The following is an 18,072-nucleotide window of genomic DNA, read 5'->3' as shown; positions in this document are numbered from 1 at the left end:
ATCGGCATTTTTAACCCGCTGAGGCGGCCGCCACACTCTCCAACCGGTAGCCGTATCCATAGATCGTCAACAACTGCCAACCCCGATCCGCGGTTAACCCCAGCTTGTTCCGCAGCCGATAGATATGTGTGTCCAGCGGCCGCGACGAGACCATTTCTTCATGGCTCCAGAACCGCTCATACAGATACTCGCGAGACAACGGCCGCGCCAGGTTGGCGAACAGGCAGCTGGCCAGGCGGTATTCACGTTCGGTCAGGTTGATCGGTTTGCCCGCGCGGGTGACGGTCAGTTCGGCGTCGTCAAAGGTCAGGTCGTTGAAACTTTGCACTTCAGACGTTGCCGACTTTTGCAGACCGTGGCGGCGCAGGACGGCGTTGACCCGGGCTTTGAGTTCATTCGGGCGAAAGGGTTTACTGACGTAATCGTCGGCGCCGCTGTTCAGGGCGGTGACGATATCGCTCTCGGCATCGCGGCTGGTGAGCATGATCACCGCCGGAGGCGATTCCATGTGTTCACGGGTCCAGCGCAGCAAGGCGATGCCGCTGATGTCGGGCAGCTGCCAGTCGAGGATCAGCAGGTCGAAGGTTTCCCGGCGCAGTTGGCGCAGCAGGTCCTCACCGCGTTCGAAGCAATGCACAGACCAAGGCTGTTCCAGGTTGCTGGGGATCTGTCGCAGTGTCTGTTCCACCCGCTGCAATTCAGCGGGTTCGTCATCCAGTATTGCGACACGCATGGGTGGGTCCTTTCTACTTGGAAATATTTCAGCTGTCGGCCGGTCGAAGAGCGGGCGTCCTTGCTGCGCAGATGCCAGTCATTGAATCTGAAGAATTGTGCTCAGATTCAACGACCCTTTGGATCTCTCGGTACGCTGATATCAAAGGGCCGTTAACGCTTTGAAAAACCATGCGACTCAGGGGGAAAGATACCGACTCCCGCGCGTAAGGAAAAGGATCAGTGCCGCTGGCATTGCATAGCCGTGCGGGTAGCTGATACTGCGCCCCGATGTACGGTATGTTTCAACGAACGCACTCAGGAAAAACCCCGGGGCGATCAAAATGAGCTTCACTGGGTTCAGCACCATACCGCGCACCACCTGGAGGGAGAAACCGGGTCTATGACATCTTCAACTGTCCATTTTCAGCAGCGGTGCGGGTTCCTGGCGGTCGCCCTGTGATGCTGTGGCGCAAGGCCGAAAAACGCCAGCCCACCCAGGCGCAGTTGTTGTTCCATGGTCTGTTTCGGGAGTGGCTGTGGATTGGCCTGGTGTTGCTGCCCTTTACTGCATATTTGTCCTTAAGTGCGGGCCTGGCCTTCAATAACCCGCTGTATGACGACCTGCGCCGCCTGACCCCTCTGCCGGTCGATCCACGCATTTTGCTGGTGACCATCGATGACCAGAGCCTGAAAAAGCTCGGCCAATGGCCATGGCCGCGCAGCCTGCATGCCGACGTCATCAACCGTCTGAGCGCTGCCCAACCCGCGGGTATCTTGTTCGATGTGATCTTCAGTGAGCCGCGCAACGCCGCGGATGACCTGCGCCTGGCCAATGCCGTGTGCAACGCCGGGAATGTTTTGCTTCCCCTGGAACGTGATGGCGGCGCGAGCCAGCCGGGCGAACAACTGTTGCCGCTGCTCAATTGCGCCAAGGGGCTGGGCCATATCAACGTCGAAGCAGACAGCGACGGTGCCGTCCGCAGCCTGTATCTGCGTGAAGGCCCGCCTGGGAACACCCTGCCGCAGTTGGCATGGCTGGCGTATACGTTGAGCGGGCAAACCGCGCAAATGCCGGGACGCAGCGAACAACCCAACAGTCAGCGCTGGCATCGGGAATATAGAGTTCGCGTCCCGTCCACGTCTGAGCCGCATGGGTTTCCCAGTGTGTCCTACGCCAGCGTATTGCACGGCGAAGTGCCGGCCGAATTGCTGCGCGACCGCCTGATCCTGGTGGGCGCCAGCGCCTATGGGCTGGGGGACCGTTTTGTGACGCCGCTCTCCTCCACTCCGGATACCACCGCCGGTGTGGAAATCCAGGCCAATGTGCTCAACGGCTTGCTGCAGGAGCGCAGCATCGTCGACCTCCCCGGCTGGCTCGCGGCACTGATCGCCACGGCCTGGGTGGCGTTGTTGCTCGGCCTTTTGCTGTACCGCCCACGCTACGCGCTGTGGATGACCTTGGGTTGCATGGCCGGCGCGTTGCTCGGCGCGTGGGCGCTGTTACGCCTTGGCCATTGGTGGTCGCCCGCGGCCTGCCTGATCGGTATGTTGCTTAGCTACCTGATCTGGAACTGGCGCCGCCTGAGCGTGATCCTTGCCTACTTTGGCTGGGAACTGGCGCGCCTGGACAATGAACCCAAGGTGCTGCCCGAACGCCGCCGAGCGCCCGCGAACAAAGGCGATGTGTTGCAAGGGCGCATCTTTGCCCTGGAGCAGGCCGTCAGCCGCACCCGTGACACCCGACGCTTTATGGCCGATGGCCTTGAGTGCCTGCCGGTGGCGACCCTGATCACCGACCCGCGGGGCAACATCCTGTTGGCCAACCGCATTGCCCGTGAAGTATTCGGCAATGATCTGGTCAACCAAAACCTGCTCGAACAGCTCGCCGACCTGGGTTATCCACCCCTGCATAACGGCGTGCGCCCCGCCCTGTCCGCCCTGGAAATCGTCGAGTTCCGGGACATCCACCAACGCAGCCTGCGCATGGAAATCGCACCCTTGCTGCCCGCCGAAGGCGACGTCGCCCTCGGCTGGCTGCTCAGCCTGACCGACTTGAGCAAGGAGCGCGAAGCCCAGCAACACCGCGAAACCATGCTGCGCTTCCTGTCCCACGACCTGCGCGCGCCGCACTCGGCGATCCTCGCATTGCTGGATGTGCATAACGCGGAGTCGCCGGTGTTTGCCCAGATCGAGCAGCAGGTTCGACGCGCCTTGAGCCTCACCGAATCATTCGTACAACTGGCGAAAGCCGAGGCTGACGGCTACCACTTCCAGCCAAGCCTGTTTGCCATGCTGGTGATGGATGCGTTAGATCAGGTGGCGGTGATTGCGCAGCTCAAGGGCATCCAGTTGATCCACGACTTGGATGAAGCGGATGAAGGCATGGTGTCGGCCGATCAATCCCTGCTCACCCGCGCGTTGTTCAACGTGCTGGAGAACGCGATCAAATACTCGCCGGCCGGCACCACCGTGAGGTTGAGCCACGGCAGCGCGCAAGGTTGGCTGGAGTGTCGCATCAGCGACCAGGGCCCGGGCATTGCGGCAAAGGACTTGCCGGAACTGTTCAGCCAGTACCGCCGCTTCGATTCCGCCCAGGGCAGCGAGGGCCTTGGGTTGGGCCTGACCATGGTCAAGGCCGTTGTGGAGCGGCACGGTGGCCGTATCTGTTGCGAAAGCGTGGTGGGCAAGGGCACCACATTCACCCTGCAGCTGCCCCAGTTGGAAGACTGACAACACGTGCTTTTGCGCTGTGTATAAAAAACCGGTCTCAGGACCGGTTTTTTTATCCAAAAAAAACTTATGCACGTTTTTAGTATTTTTATGAGTTCAGGAAATATCTAATAAAATCATCTTGTTATGAAGAGAAAATGCCATTTTGCCAACAAACCGTACACAGGTTATCCACAGATGCTCAGGCCACCGGCGTGTCCACCGCCACCGGCTCCGGCGGCAGCGAACCCATGGCGCGTTGCTGGGCTTCATTCCAGGCGGCGGCGCGGTCATTCAGTGCGGCAATTGCACGCGGCCCTTCACCTTCGGCGTACATCGGTTCCCCGATCACCACGGTGATGGTGCCTGCACGTTTTGCCCAACCGGTTTTTGGCCAGTACTTGCCGGCATTATGTGCAATCGGCAACACAGGCAGGTGGGCGTTGACGGCCAATGCCGTGCCGCCACGTGAGAACTTGCCGACGGTGCCGTAGGGCACACGCGTACCTTCCGGAAAGATCAGCACCCAGACGCCGTCCTTGAGCAGCTCGTCGCCCTTTTTGGCCACGTGTTTGAGCGCCGCCTTGGGGTTGTCGCGGTCGATGGCGATCGGGCGCAGCATCGCCATCGCCCAGCCGAAGAACGGCACATACAGCAGCTCGCGCTTGAGCACTTGGCTCAGGGGCGAGAAGTACGCCGAGAGGAAGAACGTCTCCCACGTGCTCTGGTGGTTCGACAGAATCACGCAGGGCTGATCCGGGACGTTTTCCGCGCCCTTGACCTCGAAGCGGATGTTCAGGAACACCTTGGTCAGCCACAGCGCGCAGCGGCACCAATAGACGTTGATGAAGCGATAGCGCGCCTTGAACGGCAGAAAAGGCGCGATAAAAAAGCTCAGGGTGCACCAGAGAAACGAACTGGTGCCCAACAGCAGGTAAAAGAAGAAGGTTCTGATGGCCTGCAAAATCGACATGGCGGCATTTACCGTTGCGGGACACAGCCCGCCTGTTGAAGGCGCACTCCCGAACAGTCCTTGGTCAGGCAGTCGAGGGCGGCTAGTTGTTGATAAGTTCTGCGGCAACCGCCGCCAGATCGTCAAAAATCAAGGTGCCTACCGGCAGGTTTTTCGCCTGGGTCTTTTCGCCTTTCCCGGTCTTTACCAAAACTGGCTGAGAGTCGACGGCTTTGGCCGCCTCCAGGTCACCGAGGCTGTCCCCGACGAACCATAGCCCAGCCAGGGGCACGTTGTAATGTTCTGAAATGGTTTTCAACATGCCAGGCTTGGGTTTGCGGCAATCGCAGCCCTCATCCGGCCCGTGGGGGCAGTACACCACCAGCCCCACCTCACCGCCCTGCTCCGCCACCAACGTGCGCAAGCGCGCGTGCATGGCGTCCAGGGTAGCGATGTCGTAGTAGCCGCGGGCGATGCCGGACTGGTTGGTGGCGACGGCCACCGTCCAGCCGGCCTTGCTCAACTGCGCGATGGCCTCGATCGCGCCGGGCAGTGGGATCCATTCCTCCACCGACTTGATGTAAGCGTCGGAGTCGTAATTGATCACCCCGTCCCGATCGAGAATCAGCAGTTTCAACATGATCAGCCCAATACGGAAATGTCAGCGATGTTGATGAACAGACCGCGCAAACGCGCCAGCATGGCGTAGCGGTTTTTCCGCACGCCGGCATCTTCGGCATTGATCATCACCGCTTCGAAGAACGCATCCACCGGCTCGCGCAAGGTGGCCAGGCGCGCCAGTGCTTCGGCGTAGTTGCGTTCGGCGATCAACGGTTTCACCGCATTTTCCGCCTTGGCGATGGCCGAGTTCAGCGAGAACTCCTTGGCATCGGCGAACAGGCCTGGGTCGACATCGGCATTGCCGAGGTTGTCGGCCTTGCTCAACAGGTTCGACACGCGCTTGTTCACGGCAGCCAGGGCGTCGGCTTCCGGCAGTTTGCGGAAGGCCTGCACGGCTTGCACGCGTTGGTCGAAGTCCAGCGCCGAACCCGGTTGCAGGGCACGTACCGACAGGTACACCGAAACGTCCACGCCTTCGTCTTCGTAACGCGCACGCAGGCGGTCGAACACGAACTCCAGCACTTGCTCGGCCAGGCCGGTTTGCTTGACCTTGCCGCCGAACTGGCCGACTGCGAACACCACTGCCTGGGTCAGGTCGAGGTCGAGCTTCTTGTCGATCAGGATCCGCAGCACGCCCAGGGCCGCACGGCGCAGGGCATACGGGTCTTTACTGCCGGTAGGCAGCATGCCGATGCCGAAGATCCCGACGAGGGTATCCAGCTTGTCGGCAATGGCCACGGCCGCACCGGTCAGGGTGGTCGGCAATTCGGCGCCAGCACCGCGCGGCATGTACTGCTCGTTCAGGGCCAGGGCGACATCGTCCGGCTCGCCGTCGTTGAGGGCGTAGTAGTAACCGGCAACGCCTTGCATTTCCGGGAACTCGCCGACCATCTCGGTGGCCAGGTCGCACTTGGACAGCAGGCCTGCGCGCGCAGCCCAGGCAGCGTCACCGCCAATGCGTGGGGCAATGTAGGCGGCCAGTTTGGAAACGCGCACAGCCTTGTCGTAGACGCTGCCGAGTTTTTCCTGGAACACCACGTTTTGCAGGCGCAGGTTGAAGTCTTCGAGCTTCTGCTTCTTGTCTTGCTTGAAGAAGAACTCGGCGTCGGTCAGGCGCGGGCGCACGACTTTTTCGTTACCGGCGATGATCTGCTGCGGGTCCTTGCTTTCGATGTTGGCCACGGTGATGAAGCGCGGCAGCAACTTACCGTCCACGTCCAGCAGGCAGAAGTACTTCTGGTTGTCCTGCATCGTGGTGATCAGCGCTTCTTGCGGCACATCGAGGAAGCGTTCTTCGAACGAGCACACCAGCGGCACTGGCCATTCAACCAGGGCGGTCACTTCGTCCAGCAGGCTTGGCGGCACGATGGCGGTGCCTTCCTGCAGGCGGGCCAGCTCTTCGGTGCGCTTGCTGATCAGCTCGCGACGCTCGTTGGCGTCGGCCAGCACATAGGCGGCGCGCAGGTCGTTGAGGTAGTTGGCCGGCGCGGTGATACGCACGCTTTGCGGGTGGTGGAAGCGGTGACCACGGGAATCGCGGCCGGCTTTCTGGGCAAGGATGGTGCAATCGATGACCTGGTCACCGAGCAGCATCACCAGCCACTGGGTCGGACGCACGAACTCTTCCTTGCGCGCCCCCCAGCGCATGCGCTTGGGGATCGGCAGGTCGTTCAGGGAGTCTTCGACGATGGTCGGCAACAGGCTGGCGGTCGGCTTGCCTTTGATGACCTGGCTGAAACGCAGTTTCGGGCCGCTCTGGTCGATCTCGCTCAGCTCGACGCCACATTTCTTGGCAAAACCCAGCGCTGCTTGGGTCGGGTTGCCTTCGGCGTCGAAGGCGGCCTGGCGTGGCGGGCCGTCGAGGTTGATGCTGCGGTCCGGCTGCTGGGTTTCCAGCGCGGTCAGCAACACCGCCAGGCGACGCGGCGCGGCGTAGACTTTTTTCGCCTCGAACTTCAGGCCCGCGCTTTGCAGGCCTTTTTCGATACCGGCCAGGAACGCATCGGCCAGGGTGTTCAGTGCCTTGGGTGGCAGCTCTTCGGTGCCCAGTTCAACCAGAAAATCTTGAGCACTCATTGTGCAGCCTCCAGCTTAGCCAACACTTCATCACGCAGGTCCGGGGTTGCCATCGGGAAGCCCAGCTTGGCGCGAGCCAGCAGGTAGGCTTGGGCGACGGAACGCGCCAGGGTGCGAACACGCAGAATATATTGCTGGCGCGCGGTCACCGAGATGGCGCGGCGGGCGTCCAGCAGGTTGAAGGTATGGGACGCCTTCAACACCATTTCATAGCTCGGCAACGGCAGCGGCTGGTCCAGTTCGATCAGGCGCTTGGCTTCGCTTTCATAGAAGTCGAACAGTTCGAACAGCTTCTCGACGTTGGCGTGTTCGAAGTTATAGGTCGACTGTTCCACTTCGTTCTGGTGGAACACATCGCCGTAGGTCACTTTGCCGAACGGGCCGTCTGCCCACACCAGGTCGTAGACCGAATCCACGCCTTGCAGGTACATGGCCAGGCGCTCGAGACCGTAGGTGATCTCGCCGGTCACCGGGTAGCACTCGATGCCGCCCGCTTGCTGGAAGTAGGTGAACTGCGTGACTTCCATGCCGTTCAGCCAGACTTCCCAGCCCAGGCCCCAGGCGCCCAGGGTCGGCGATTCCCAGTTGTCTTCGACGAAACGGATGTCGTGGACCAACGGGTCGAGGCCGACATGTTTCAGCGAGCCGAGGTACAGCTCCTGGAAGTTGTCCGGGTTCGGCTTCAATACCACCTGGAACTGGTAGTAATGCTGCAGACGGTTCGGGTTTTCGCCGTAGCGGCCGTCAGTCGGGCGCCGACTGGGCTGCACATAAGCGGCGTTCCAGGTTTCCGGGCCGATGGCCCGCAGGAATGTAGCGGTGTGGAAAGTGCCGGCGCCTACTTCCATATCGTAGGGCTGAAGTACCACACAACCTTGCTCGGCCCAGTACTGCTGGAGGGCGAGGATCAAGTCTTGGAAGGTACGCACGGCTGGCGTAGGCTGGCTCACGAAATTCACCTGTTACTTGGGCTGCGATTTAAAGAGCGGGAGTATACCCGATTCGGCCGCGCCACCATCCCCTGGAGCCTTATGCCACGCTGCTTTTGGTGTTCTGAAGATCCGCTGTACATGGCTTATCACGATCAGGAGTGGGGAACGCCGCTGCGCGATGCGCAGGGTTTGTTCGAGTTACTTTTGCTCGAAGGGTTCCAGGCGGGCCTGTCCTGGATCACCGTTTTACGCAAACGCGAGCATTATCGAAAGGTCTTGTTCGGTTTTGATGCACAGCGCCTGGCGCGGCTGAGCGATGCCGAGATCGAAGCGTTGATGCTCGACCCAGGCATCGTGCGCAATCGTCTGAAGCTCAACGCCACCCGCCGCAACGCCGCGGCCTGGTTGGCGCTGGAGGACCCGGTGGGGCTGCTGTGGTCGTTTGTCGGCGGCGTGCCCAAGGTCAATCACTTCAAGGACCGCAGCGAAGTCCCGGCGATTACCGCCGAAGCCGAGGCCATGAGCCGCGCGCTGAAAAAAGCCGGCTTCACCTTCGTCGGGCCGACCATTTGCTACGCGTTCATGCAGGCCTCGGGCATGGTCATGGACCACACCCAGGACTGCGACCGTTACGCGGACTTGGCCAACGCCGGTTAGAATGCGTGCTTTGCGCACCACACACGATCAGGAGTGACCTGTGGAAAAGTTTAAAGGCGCCTTGCTGGTAGGCGCTCTCCGGTTGTTTGCCCTGCTGCCCTGGCGCGCCGTGCAAGCCGTAGGTTCGGCGATTGGCTGGATCATGTGGAAAACCCCCAACCGCTCCCGCGACACGGTGCGGATCAACCTCTCGAAATGCTTCCCGGACATGGACCCGGCCGAGCGCGAGCGCCTGGTGGGCCGCAGCCTGATGGACATCGGCAAGTCCCTGACCGAAAGCGCCTGCGCCTGGATCTGGCCGGCTCAGCGCTCCATCGACCTGGTGCGCGAAGTCGAAGGCCTGGAAGTCCTCCACGAAGCCCTGGCCTCGGGCAAAGGCGTGGTCGGTATCACCAGCCACCTGGGCAACTGGGAGGTGTTGAACCACTTCTATTGCAGCCAGTGCAAACCGATCATTTTCTACCGCCCGCCGAAGCTCAAGGCGGTGGATGACCTGCTGCGCAAGCAACGCGTGCAACTGGGTAACCGCGTGGCGGCGTCCACCAAGGAAGGCATCCTCAGTGTCATCAAGGAAGTGCGCAAGGGCGGCCAGGTGGGCATTCCGGCCGACCCGGAGCCGGCCGAATCGGCGGGGATCTTCGTGCCGTTCTTCGCCACCCAGGCGCTGACCAGCAAGTTCGTGCCGAACATGCTCGCGGGCCACAAGGCGGTCGGTGTATTCCTGCATGCCCTGCGCCTGCCGGACGGTTCAGGCTACAAAGTGATCCTGGAAGCAGCGCCGGAAGACATGTACAGCACCGACACCGCCACCTCCTGCGCGGCGATGAGCAAGGTGGTGGAGCGTTATGTCGGCGCCTACCCGAGCCAGTACATGTGGAGCATGAAGCGCTTCAAGAAACGCCCGCCGGGTGAGGCGCGGTGGTACTGACTCAAAGGCAACCCAAAACAATGTGGGAGGGGGCTTGCCCCCGATAGCAGTGTGTCAGCCAATGCATATTTGACTGAACCTCCGCTATCGGGGGCAAGCCCCCTCCCACATTTGAGTTCCGCTCAAGCCTTGCGGTCGAGTTTTTTCAGGAACACCGTCATTTCTTTCTCGGCCTGCTTGTCGCCATGGGCCTGGGCCGCTTCAATGCCCTTCCCCCAGGCCAGTCGCGCGGCGGCCTGATCGCCCAGCCCGACGTGGGCCTTACCCAGCAACTTCCACGCCGCCGAATACTTCGGATCAAACTCGACACACTTGTGCAGATGCTCGGCGGCCTTGGCGTTGTCCTTCAGGTCCAGATAACCCTTGCCCAGCCCAAAGCGCAGCAGGGCGTTATCGACACCCTTGGCCAGCATTTTCTCCAGGGATTCGAGCATGTCGGTGTACTCCGTTTGATCAGAAAAAGCTCAACCCCACGTGGAACAGCTTCTCCACATCGCGGATATGTTTTTTATCCACCAGGAACAGGATCACATGGTCACCGGTGGCAATTACCGTGTCGTCGTGGGCAATGATCACTTCTTCATCGCGAATGATCGCACCGATGGTGGTACCCGGCGGCAAGCCGATGTCGCGGATGGCCTTGCCGATCACCTTGCTCGACTTCGAGTCGCCATGGGCGATCGCCTCAATGGCTTCCGCCGCGCCGCGGCGCAGGGAGTGGACGCTGACGATATCGCCACGGCGCACGTGGGTGAGCAAGGTGCCGATAGTCGCCAACTGCGGGCTGATGGCGATGTCGATATCGCCGCCCTGAATCAGGTCGACATACGCCGGGTTATTGATGATGGTCATCACCTTCTTCGCCCCCAGCCGCTTGGCCAGCAGCGATGACATGATGTTGGCTTCGTCATCGTTGGTCAGGGCCAGGAAGATATCGGCGTCGGCGATGTTTTCTTCCATCAACAGGTCGCGGTCCGAAGCGCTGCCTTGCAGGACTACGGTGCTGTCGAGGGTGTCGGACAAATGCCGGCAGCGCGCCGGGCTCATCTCGATGATCTTCACTTGGTAGCGGCTTTCGATGGCCTCGGCCAAGCGTTCGCCGATCTGCCCGCCACCGGCGATGACGATGCGTTTATACGTCTCATCGAGACGGCGCATTTCGCTCATCACGGCACGAATATTCGCTTTGGCGGCGATGAAGAAGACTTCGTCGTCGGCCTCGATCACCGTGTCGCCCTGGGGCAGGATCGGCCGGTCACGCCGGAAAATCGCCGCGACGCGGGTTTCTACATTCGGCATGTGTTCGCGCAGTTGGCGCAGTTGCTGGCCGACCAACGGCCCGCCGTAATAGGCCTTCACGGCGACCAGTTGCGCTTTGCCGTCGGCGAAGTCGATCACCTGCAACGCGCCGGGAATCTCGATCAGGCGCTTGATGTAGTGGGTGACCACCTGCTCCGGGCTGATCAGCACGTCCACCGGGATCGCGTCGTTGTCGAACAGGCCGGCGCGGGTCAGGTACGCGGCTTCACGCACCCGGGCGATCTTGGTCGGGGTGTGGAACAGCGTGTGGGCGACCTGGCACGCGACCATATTGGTCTCGTCGCTGTTGGTCACGGCCACCAGCATATCGGCATCGTCGGCACCCGCCTGACGCAGCACCGTAGGAAACGACGCACGACCCTGCACGGTACGAATGTCCAGGCGGTCGCCGAGGTTGCGCAGGCGCTCGGCATCGGTGTCGACCACGGTGATGTCGTTGGCTTCGCTGGCCAAATGCTCGGCCAGCGTGCCACCGACCTGCCCTGCCCCGAGGATGATGATTTTCATCCGGTTACTCCCTTTGAACCGTTCAGCCGCGTGCGGCGGCGATCTTGATCAGTTTGGCGTAGTAGAAGCCATCGTGTCCGCCTTCCTGTGCCAGCAATTGGCGCCCGTGGGGCTGCTTGATGCCGGCTGCCGTGGCGAGGTCCAGCTCGCGCGCGCCGCTGGTACGGGCGAGGAAGGCTTCGATGACCTCGGTGTTCTCGGTGGGCAAGGTGGAACAGGTGGCGTAGAGCAGGATGCCGCCGACTTCCAGGGTCGGCCACAACGCGTCGAGCAGTTCGCCTTGCAGCACGGCCAGGGCGGCGATGTCGTCGGGTTGGCGGGTCAGCTTGATGTCCGGATGGCGACGGATCACGCCGGTGGCGGAGCACGGCGCGTCGAGCAGGATGCGCTGGAACGGCTTGCCGTCCCACCAGGTGGCGGTGTCGCGGCCATCGGCGGCGATCAGCTCGGCGCTCAGGCCCAGGCGTGCGAGGTTTTCCCGCACGCGCACCAGGCGCTTGGCTTCCAGATCGACGGCGACGACGCCGGCGAGGTCTTTTTCGACCTCCAGGATGTGACACGTCTTACCGCCGGGGGCGCAGCAGGCGTCCAGCACGCGCTGGCCTGGGGCCAGGTCGAGCAGGTCGGCCGCCAGTTGCGCGGCTTCGTCCTGCACGCTGATCCAGCCCTCGGCGAAGCCCGGCAGGCTGCGCACGTCGGTGGCGGCTTCGAGCACGATGCCATCGGTGCTGTACACGCACGGCGCGGCCGCGATGCCCGCGTCGGTCAGCAATTGCAGATAAGCATCGCGGCGGTGATGGCGACGGTTGACCCGCAGGATCATCGGCGGGTGTGCATTGTTGGCCGCGCAGATGGCTTCCCATTGCTCGGGCCAGAAGGCTTTCAGGGATTTTTGCAGCCAGCGCGGGTGAGCGGTACGCACCACCGGGTCATGTTCCAGCTCGGCCAGCAGCGCTTCGCTTTCGCGCTGGGCGCGGCGCAGCACGGCGTTGAGCAGGGCTTTGGCCCAGGGTTTTTTCAGCTTTTCGGCGCAGCCGACGGTTTCACCGATGGCGGCGTGGGCCGGCACGCGGGTGTAGAGCAATTGATAGAGGCCTACCAGCAGCAGCGCTTCTACATCGGCATCGGCCGCCTTGAACGGCTTTTGCAGCAGCTTGGCTGCCAGCGCCGACAGCCGTGGCTGCCAGCGCGCGGTGCCGAAGGCGAGGTCCTGGGTGAAGCCGCGATCACGGTCTTCGACCTTATCCAACTGGGTCGGCAGCGAACTGTTCAGCGAAGCCTTGCCGTTGAGCACGGCGGCCAGGGCCTTGGCGGCGGCCAGACGCGGGTTCATTGGGCGGCCACCCCGAGAAGCGTGCCTACGGCAAATTTCTCACGACGGCTGTTGAACAAATCGCTGAAATTCAGCGCCTTGCCACCGGGCAATTGCAGACGCGTCAGACACAGCGCCTGTTCACCGCAGGCGACCAGCAGGCCGTCCTTGCTGGCACCGATGATTTCACCAGGGCGCCCTTGCCGTCGGCCAGGGTGGCAGCCAAAACCTTCAAGGCTTCGCCGTTGAGGGTGCTGTGGCAGATCGGCCACGGGTTGAACGCGCGCACCAGGCGCTCCAGTTCCACGGCCGGGCGGCTCCAGTCGAGGCGCGCTTCGTCCTTGTTCAGTTTGTGCGCGTAGGTCGCCAGGCTGTCGTCCTGCACCTCGCCTTCGAGGGTGCCGGCAGCGAGCCCGGCAATCGCCTGGATCACAGCCGGCGGGCCCATCTCGGCCAAGCGATCGTGCAGGCTGCCGCCGGTGTCTTCGGCGGTGATCGGGGTGCTGACTTTCAACAGCATCGGGCCGGTATCCAGGCCCGCTTCCATACGCATCACGGTCACGCCGCTTTCGCTGTCGCCCGCTTCCACGGCGCGTTGGATCGGCGCCGCACCGCGCCAGCGTGGCAGCAGCGAGGCATGGCTGTTGATGCAACCCAGGCGCGGGATGTCCAGGACGACTTGGGGCAGGATCAAGCCATAGGCCACCACCACCAGCAGGTCCGGTTTCAGCGCTGCCAACTCGGCCTGGGCCTCGGCGTTGCGCAGGGTCGGCGGTTGCAGCACGGGAATGTGGTGCTCCAGCGCCAGTTGCTTGACCGGGCTCGGCATCAGTTTTTGCCCGCGACCGGCCGGGCGATCCGGCTGGGTGTACACCGCGACGATGTCATAAGGGCTGGCGAGCAGGGCCTTGAGGTGTTCGGCGGCAAATTCGGGTGTGCCGGCAAAAACAATGCGCAGTGGCTCGGTCATGGGCGTTCTCGGTTAAAAGCAGTCACAAAAGAAAAAGGCTTGCCGCAGCAAGCCTTTGGAAGAAGGGCATCAAGCTTGCTGGCGGTGCTTTTTTTCCAGCTTCTTCTTGATCCGGTCACGTTTGAGCGTGGACAGGTAATCGACAAACAGCTTGCCGTTGAGGTGGTCGCATTCGTGCTGGATACACACCGCCAGCAGGCCTTCGGCAACCTGCTCGAAGGGCTTGCCGTCGCGGTCCAGGGCCCTGATCTTCACGCGCACCGGGCGCTCGACGTTCTCGTAGAACTCCGGCACCGACAGGCAGCCTTCCTGGTATTCGCCCATTTCGTCGGTCAGCGCTTCGAACTCGGGGTTGATGAACACCCGTGGTTCGCTGCGATCTTCGGACAGGTCCATCACCACGACACGCTGATGCACGTTGACCTGGGTCGCGGCGAGGCCGATGCCCGGGGCTTCATACATTGTTTCAAACATGTCATCGACCAACTGACGAACCTTATCGTCCACTACGGCCACCGGTTTGGCGATCGTGCGCAGGCGCGAGTCGGGGAATTCGAGGATGTTCAAAATAGCCATAAGCGTAATTGCTGCACATGTGAGGTAAAGGCAAATCGGCGTAGGGATGGACCCGCACGGCCGGTGTGGAACGCTCGGAAGCCGCGAAGGCTATGGCGTTTCACGCGAACGTACATAATAAAGGAGATTCACCCCATGAGGAAATCGCTACTCGTCTTGCTGCTCTGGGCGCCGTTCGCCCAGGCCCTGCTTCCATCGCCCGGCCCGCGCCTGGATCAACCGACGCAACAGGCCATCCAGCGATTTTTGTTACACAATCGCATCCTCGATTCGCCCCTCGATCTCGATAACGCGCCCTACGTTGTCGCGGCAGAGGCCGGGCGCGTGCTGGGGGCCAATGGCGAGCGTGTGCATGCCCGCGGCGTCCTGGACCCGGCTCAGCCAAGTTATGGGATTTTCCGCCGAGGCAAGGTCTACACCGACCCCCACACCCAGGAGCTACTGGGTATCCACGCCGACGACATCGGCACCGCGCACTGGGTGATGGCCGGCGACCTGACCACCCTTGCCGTACAACGGGTCACCCAGGAAGTGCGCCCCGGCGACCGCTTGCTGCGTGCCGAACCGCCGGTTGCGCTGGCCAGCCTGGAAGGCCCGCAGGCCGCGCCGTTTATCGAAGGGCGCATCATCGACGTGCCCAAGGGCGTGACGCAGATCGGCGTGCTGGATGCCGTGACCCTGAATAAAGGCCGCCGCGACGGCCTGGTCGACGGCCAACGGCTGAATGTGATCAAGACCGGCGCCACGGTACGCGACGCTCTCAGCGGCGCTCCGGTGAAGCTGGCCGATGAGTACGGCGGCATGCTGCTGGTGTTTCGCACCTACGAAAAACTCAGTTACGGCCTGGTCCTCAATGCCTCGCGGCCACTGGCGGTGATGGACCGTTTCGAGACGGCCCGTCAAACGCAATAAATAGGCTGCTAAATAAGTTACCAACAGAGTTATCCACAGCTTGTTCCGGTCAAGGATGATCAGATGTATCCGATAAACAGCAGTGAAATTTCCCCGGCAGAACTGGAAGCCCGGCTACGCTTGCACAGGCTGCCGGAACTGGGCCCGAAGCGTTTTCGCCGGTTGATCGACGCGTTCGGCTGCGCCTCGAAAGCGCTCAGCGCGCCGGCCAGCGCTTGGCGTTCGCTCGGCTTGCCCGCCGTCAGCGCCGAGGCCCGGCGCAGCCATGAAGTCCGCGAGGGCGCGAGTGCCGCATTGGCCTGGCTGGCGCGTCCGGCCCAGCATTTGCTGATGTGGGACCAGCGTGAGTACCCCGCACTGCTGGCCCAGATCGATGACGCACCGCCGTTGTTATTCGTCGCCGGCGACCCTGCGATCCTGGAAAAACCCCAGTTGGCCATAGTCGGCAGCCGCCGCGCATCGCGCCCCGGCATGGACACCGCCGCCGCCTTTTCCCGCAGCCTGGCGAGTGCCGGTTTCGTCATCACCAGCGGCCTGGCCCTGGGCATTGACGGCGCGGCGCATCAAGCGGCCCTGGAGGTCGGCGGGCAGACCATCGGCGTACTCGGCACCGGCCTGGAAAAGTTTTATCCACAGCGCCACCGACGCCTCGCGGCCGCGATGATTGCCCAGGGCAGCGCGGTGGTTTCCGAGTTTCCGCTGGACGCCGCGCCCCAGGCCGGCAATTTCCCCCGGCGCAACCGCATCATCAGTGGTCTGTCGCTGGGCGTGCTGGTGGTGGAAGCCGGCATCGCCAGCGGTTCGCTGATCACCGCGCGGCTCGCCGCCGAGCAAGGGCGCGAGGTGTATGCGATTCCCGGCTCGATCCATCATCCTGCGGCCAAGGGTTGTCATCAGCTGATCCGCGACGGCGCGGTGTTGGTGGAAACCATCGAGCACATTCTTGAAGGCTTGCGCGGCTGGCAGGCGCTGCCGTGTCCGGTGCCGGTGCCGGTGCCGGCGACTCATCCACTGGTCGCACTGCTGCATGCGGCGCCCCACACCAGCGAAGCCCTGGCGATTGCCAGCGGGCGGCCGTTGTCCCAGGTGCTGGCGAGCCTCACTGAATTGGAGCTGGAAGGCCAGGTGATCTGCGAAAGCGGGCGTTGGCTCGCGCGCTGCTAGGTTTTGCAGGGAAGATCGGTAAACTGCGCAGAGCTTTAGTCCGGAGAGTGAGTAATGGTCAACAGGTGGCGTGTGCTGGAAGCCGCACGAGAAATTCGCGCAGGCGCGGTGATTGCCTATCCGACCGAGGCGGTCTGGGGCCTGGGCTGTGACCCGTGGAACGAAGCGGCGGTGGACCGGTTGCTGGCGATCAAGAACCGCTCGGTGGATAAGGGCCTGATCCTGGTCGCGGATACTATCCGCCAGTTCGATTTTCTCTTCGAAGACTTCCCGCAGGATTGGATCGACCGCATGGCCAGTACCTGGCCGGGGCCGAACACCTGGCTGGTGCCTCATCAGGACCTGTTGCCGGAATGGGTCACGGGGGAGCACGACACCGTGGCGCTACGGGTCAGCGATCATCCGCTGGTGCGCGACTTGTGCTCATTGGTCGGGCCATTGATTTCCACCTCGGCCAACCCCCAGGGCCGCCCGGCCGCCCGCACGCGGATTCGCGTCGAGCAGTACTTCCGTGGCCAGGTCGATCTGGTGTTGGGTGGCGCCCTCGGTGGGCGCAAGAACCCGAGCCTGATTCGCGATCTGGTGACGGGTGAGGTTGTGCGGCCGTCCTGAGACCGTGGCGTGGCTATCGCGGGCAAGCCCGGCTCCCACATTCGATCGGTGTCCGTCATGACAACACGGTCAAATGTAGGCGCCGGGCTTGCCCGCGATGGCGCCCTTAGCCACGCCAGAAACCCCAAGCCTTACGGCAACAGAATGGTCGACCCGGTCGTGCGCCGCGCCGACAGTTCCGTCTGCGCCTTGGCCGCTTCCGCCAGCGAGAAGCGCTGGTTGATATCGATGCGTACCTTGCCGCTCTGGATCATCGAGAACAGATCATCGGCCATGGCCTGCAAGTCCTTGGGGTTGCTGGCGTAGGTCGCCAGGGTCGGCCGGGTGACATACAGCGAGCCCTTGGCCGCCAGAATCCCCAGGTTCACCCCGTCCACCGCGCCTGAGGCGTTACCGAAACTCACCACCAACCCCCGGGGCGCCGCGCAGTCCAGCGAGGTCAGCCAGGTGTCCTTGCCGACGCCGTCGTACACCACTGGGCATTTCTTGCCGTCGGTCAATTCCAGCACGCGCTGTGCGACGTTTTCCTTGCTGTAGTCGATGGTTGCCCAGGCGCCGTGGGATTTGGCCACGGCGGCTTTTTCCGGCGAACTGACCGTGCCGATCAGCTTCACGCCCAGGGCCTTGGCCCACTGGCAGGCCAGGGAGCCCACGCCACCGGCTGCGGCGTGGAACAGGATGGTTTCGCCGCCCTTCAACTCATAGGTCTGGCGCAGCAGGTATTGCACGGTCAGGCCCTTGAGCATCGCGCCGGCGGCTTGTTCGAAGCTGATGTCGTCCGGCAGGTGAACCAGGTTGGCTGCGGGCAACACGTGCAGTTCGCTGTAGGCACCCAATGGCCCACTGCCGTAGGCCACGCGGTCGCCGACCTTGAATTGGCTGACCTCGCTGCCCACGGCGTCGACCACACCGGCACCTTCGGCGCCCAGGCCCGACGGCAAGGCCGGCGGCGCGTATAAGCCACTGCGGAAGTAGGTGTCGATGAAGTTCAGGCCAATGGCCGCGTTGCGCACGCGAACTTGCTGTGGGCCAGGTTCTGCTGGCGTGTAGTCCACGTACTCAAGCACCTCAGGGCCACCATGGACGCTGAACTGGATACGTTTGGCCATC

The 18,072-nt window shown here is 62.6% G+C and carries 16 protein-coding genes and 1 pseudogene; 6 read left to right on the top strand and 11 right to left on the bottom strand.

Going from position 1 to position 18,072, the window contains the following annotated elements:
• Window positions 1–10 precede the first annotated feature (10 nt).
• A complete protein-coding gene (locus C5F70_RS24515) occupies window positions 11–733 on the bottom strand; it encodes a response regulator transcription factor (RefSeq protein ID WP_017848955.1) in 723 nt (240 codons plus the stop codon).
• A gap of 437 nt (window positions 734–1,170) precedes the next feature.
• Between C5F70_RS24515 and C5F70_RS24510 the strand changes: the two genes are divergently transcribed.
• Window positions 1,171–3,444 (top strand): CHASE2 domain-containing protein, encoded by a 2,274-nt coding sequence (locus C5F70_RS24510; RefSeq protein ID WP_104904201.1) that lies wholly within the window; start codon window positions 1,171–1,173, stop codon window positions 3,442–3,444.
• Window positions 3,445–3,625: 181 nt separating this feature from the next.
• Here C5F70_RS24510 and C5F70_RS24505 read toward each other — a convergent pair whose 3' ends face one another.
• The 4 genes from C5F70_RS24505 to glyQ form a co-directional block, all read right to left on the bottom strand.
• The gene (locus C5F70_RS24505; RefSeq protein WP_017848958.1) at window positions 3,626–4,396 is read right to left on the bottom strand and encodes a 1-acyl-sn-glycerol-3-phosphate acyltransferase; all 771 of its coding nucleotides are present in this window, start codon (window positions 4,394–4,396) and stop codon (window positions 3,626–3,628) included.
• Between the two features lie 82 nt (window positions 4,397–4,478).
• Window positions 4,479–5,018, bottom strand: a complete 540-nt coding sequence (gmhB, locus tag C5F70_RS24500; protein ID WP_169850580.1) for a D-glycero-beta-D-manno-heptose 1,7-bisphosphate 7-phosphatase — start codon at window positions 5,016–5,018, stop codon at window positions 4,479–4,481.
• Window positions 5,018–7,072 carry a glycine--tRNA ligase subunit beta gene (gene glyS, locus C5F70_RS24495; RefSeq protein WP_017848960.1) on the bottom strand — a complete coding sequence of 685 codons (2,055 nt, stop codon included), beginning with the start codon at window positions 7,070–7,072 and terminating at the stop codon, window positions 5,018–5,020. Before glyS ends, gmhB begins: the two co-directional genes overlap by 1 nt.
• Window positions 7,069–8,022, bottom strand: coding sequence for a glycine--tRNA ligase subunit alpha (gene glyQ / locus C5F70_RS24490; RefSeq protein WP_003213601.1), 954 nt, complete (start codon window positions 8,020–8,022; stop codon window positions 7,069–7,071). The genes glyS and glyQ overlap by 4 nt, the downstream gene beginning before the upstream one ends.
• 81 nt (window positions 8,023–8,103) lie before the next feature.
• On the opposite strand from glyQ, the gene C5F70_RS24485 reads away from it, so the two are divergent.
• Both C5F70_RS24485 and C5F70_RS24480 read left to right on the top strand, forming a co-directional pair.
• On the top strand, window positions 8,104–8,661 hold the full coding sequence (locus tag C5F70_RS24485; protein ID WP_017848961.1) for a DNA-3-methyladenine glycosylase I: 558 nt from the start codon (window positions 8,104–8,106) through the stop codon (window positions 8,659–8,661).
• A 40-nt stretch (window positions 8,662–8,701) separates the two neighbouring features.
• On the top strand, window positions 8,702–9,589 hold the full coding sequence (locus C5F70_RS24480; protein ID WP_017848962.1) for a lysophospholipid acyltransferase: 888 nt from the start codon (window positions 8,702–8,704) through the stop codon (window positions 9,587–9,589).
• 122 nt (window positions 9,590–9,711) lie between these two features.
• Here C5F70_RS24480 and C5F70_RS24475 read toward each other — a convergent pair whose 3' ends face one another.
• From C5F70_RS24475 to def, 5 genes and pseudogenes are all read right to left on the bottom strand, one after another.
• The gene (locus C5F70_RS24475) at window positions 9,712–10,023 is read right to left on the bottom strand and encodes a hypothetical protein (RefSeq protein WP_057004925.1); all 312 of its coding nucleotides are present in this window, start codon (window positions 10,021–10,023) and stop codon (window positions 9,712–9,714) included.
• Between the two features lie 19 nt (window positions 10,024–10,042).
• Window positions 10,043–11,416 (bottom strand): Trk system potassium transporter TrkA, encoded by a 1,374-nt coding sequence (gene trkA / locus C5F70_RS24470; RefSeq protein WP_017848964.1) that lies wholly within the window; start codon window positions 11,414–11,416, stop codon window positions 10,043–10,045.
• Window positions 11,417–11,438: 22 nt separating this feature from the next.
• Window positions 11,439–12,749: a 16S rRNA (cytosine(967)-C(5))-methyltransferase RsmB gene (rsmB, locus tag C5F70_RS24465; protein ID WP_017848965.1), complete on the bottom strand. Its 1,311-nt coding sequence runs from the start codon at window positions 12,747–12,749 to the stop codon at window positions 11,439–11,441.
• A pseudogene (fmt, locus tag C5F70_RS24460) lies at window positions 12,746–13,698 on the bottom strand (methionyl-tRNA formyltransferase). Before fmt ends, rsmB begins: the two are co-directional and overlap by 4 nt.
• A gap of 69 nt (window positions 13,699–13,767) precedes the next feature.
• Complete coding sequence (gene def, locus C5F70_RS24455) at window positions 13,768–14,274, bottom strand: peptide deformylase (protein ID WP_017848967.1); 507 nt, start codon at window positions 14,272–14,274, stop codon at window positions 13,768–13,770.
• A gap of 135 nt (window positions 14,275–14,409) precedes the next feature.
• Here def and C5F70_RS24450 point away from each other — a divergent pair, with 135 nt between their 5' ends.
• The 3 genes from C5F70_RS24450 (at window position 14,410) to C5F70_RS24440 (ending at window position 16,962) form a co-directional block, all read left to right on the top strand.
• Window positions 14,410–15,186, top strand: coding sequence for a peptidoglycan-binding protein (locus C5F70_RS24450; protein WP_104904200.1), 777 nt, complete (start codon window positions 14,410–14,412; stop codon window positions 15,184–15,186).
• Between the two features lie 63 nt (window positions 15,187–15,249).
• Window positions 15,250–16,350: a DNA-processing protein DprA gene (gene dprA / locus C5F70_RS24445; protein ID WP_104904199.1), complete on the top strand. Its 1,101-nt coding sequence runs from the start codon at window positions 15,250–15,252 to the stop codon at window positions 16,348–16,350.
• A 54-nt stretch (window positions 16,351–16,404) separates the two neighbouring features.
• Window positions 16,405–16,962, top strand: coding sequence for an L-threonylcarbamoyladenylate synthase (locus tag C5F70_RS24440; protein ID WP_017848970.1), 558 nt, complete (start codon window positions 16,405–16,407; stop codon window positions 16,960–16,962).
• A gap of 131 nt (window positions 16,963–17,093) precedes the next feature.
• Here the strand turns inward: C5F70_RS24440 and C5F70_RS24435 are convergent, their stop codons facing one another.
• Window positions 17,094–18,071: an NADPH:quinone reductase gene (locus C5F70_RS24435; RefSeq protein WP_017848971.1), complete on the bottom strand. Its 978-nt coding sequence runs from the start codon at window positions 18,069–18,071 to the stop codon at window positions 17,094–17,096.
• Window position 18,072 lies beyond the last annotated feature (1 nt).

Source organism: Pseudomonas sp. LH1G9, from assembly GCF_002949975.1.
Classification (GTDB): Bacteria; Pseudomonadota; Gammaproteobacteria; order Pseudomonadales; family Pseudomonadaceae; genus Aquipseudomonas; species Aquipseudomonas veronii.
This window is presented reverse-complemented; position numbering and strand designations above follow the sequence as displayed.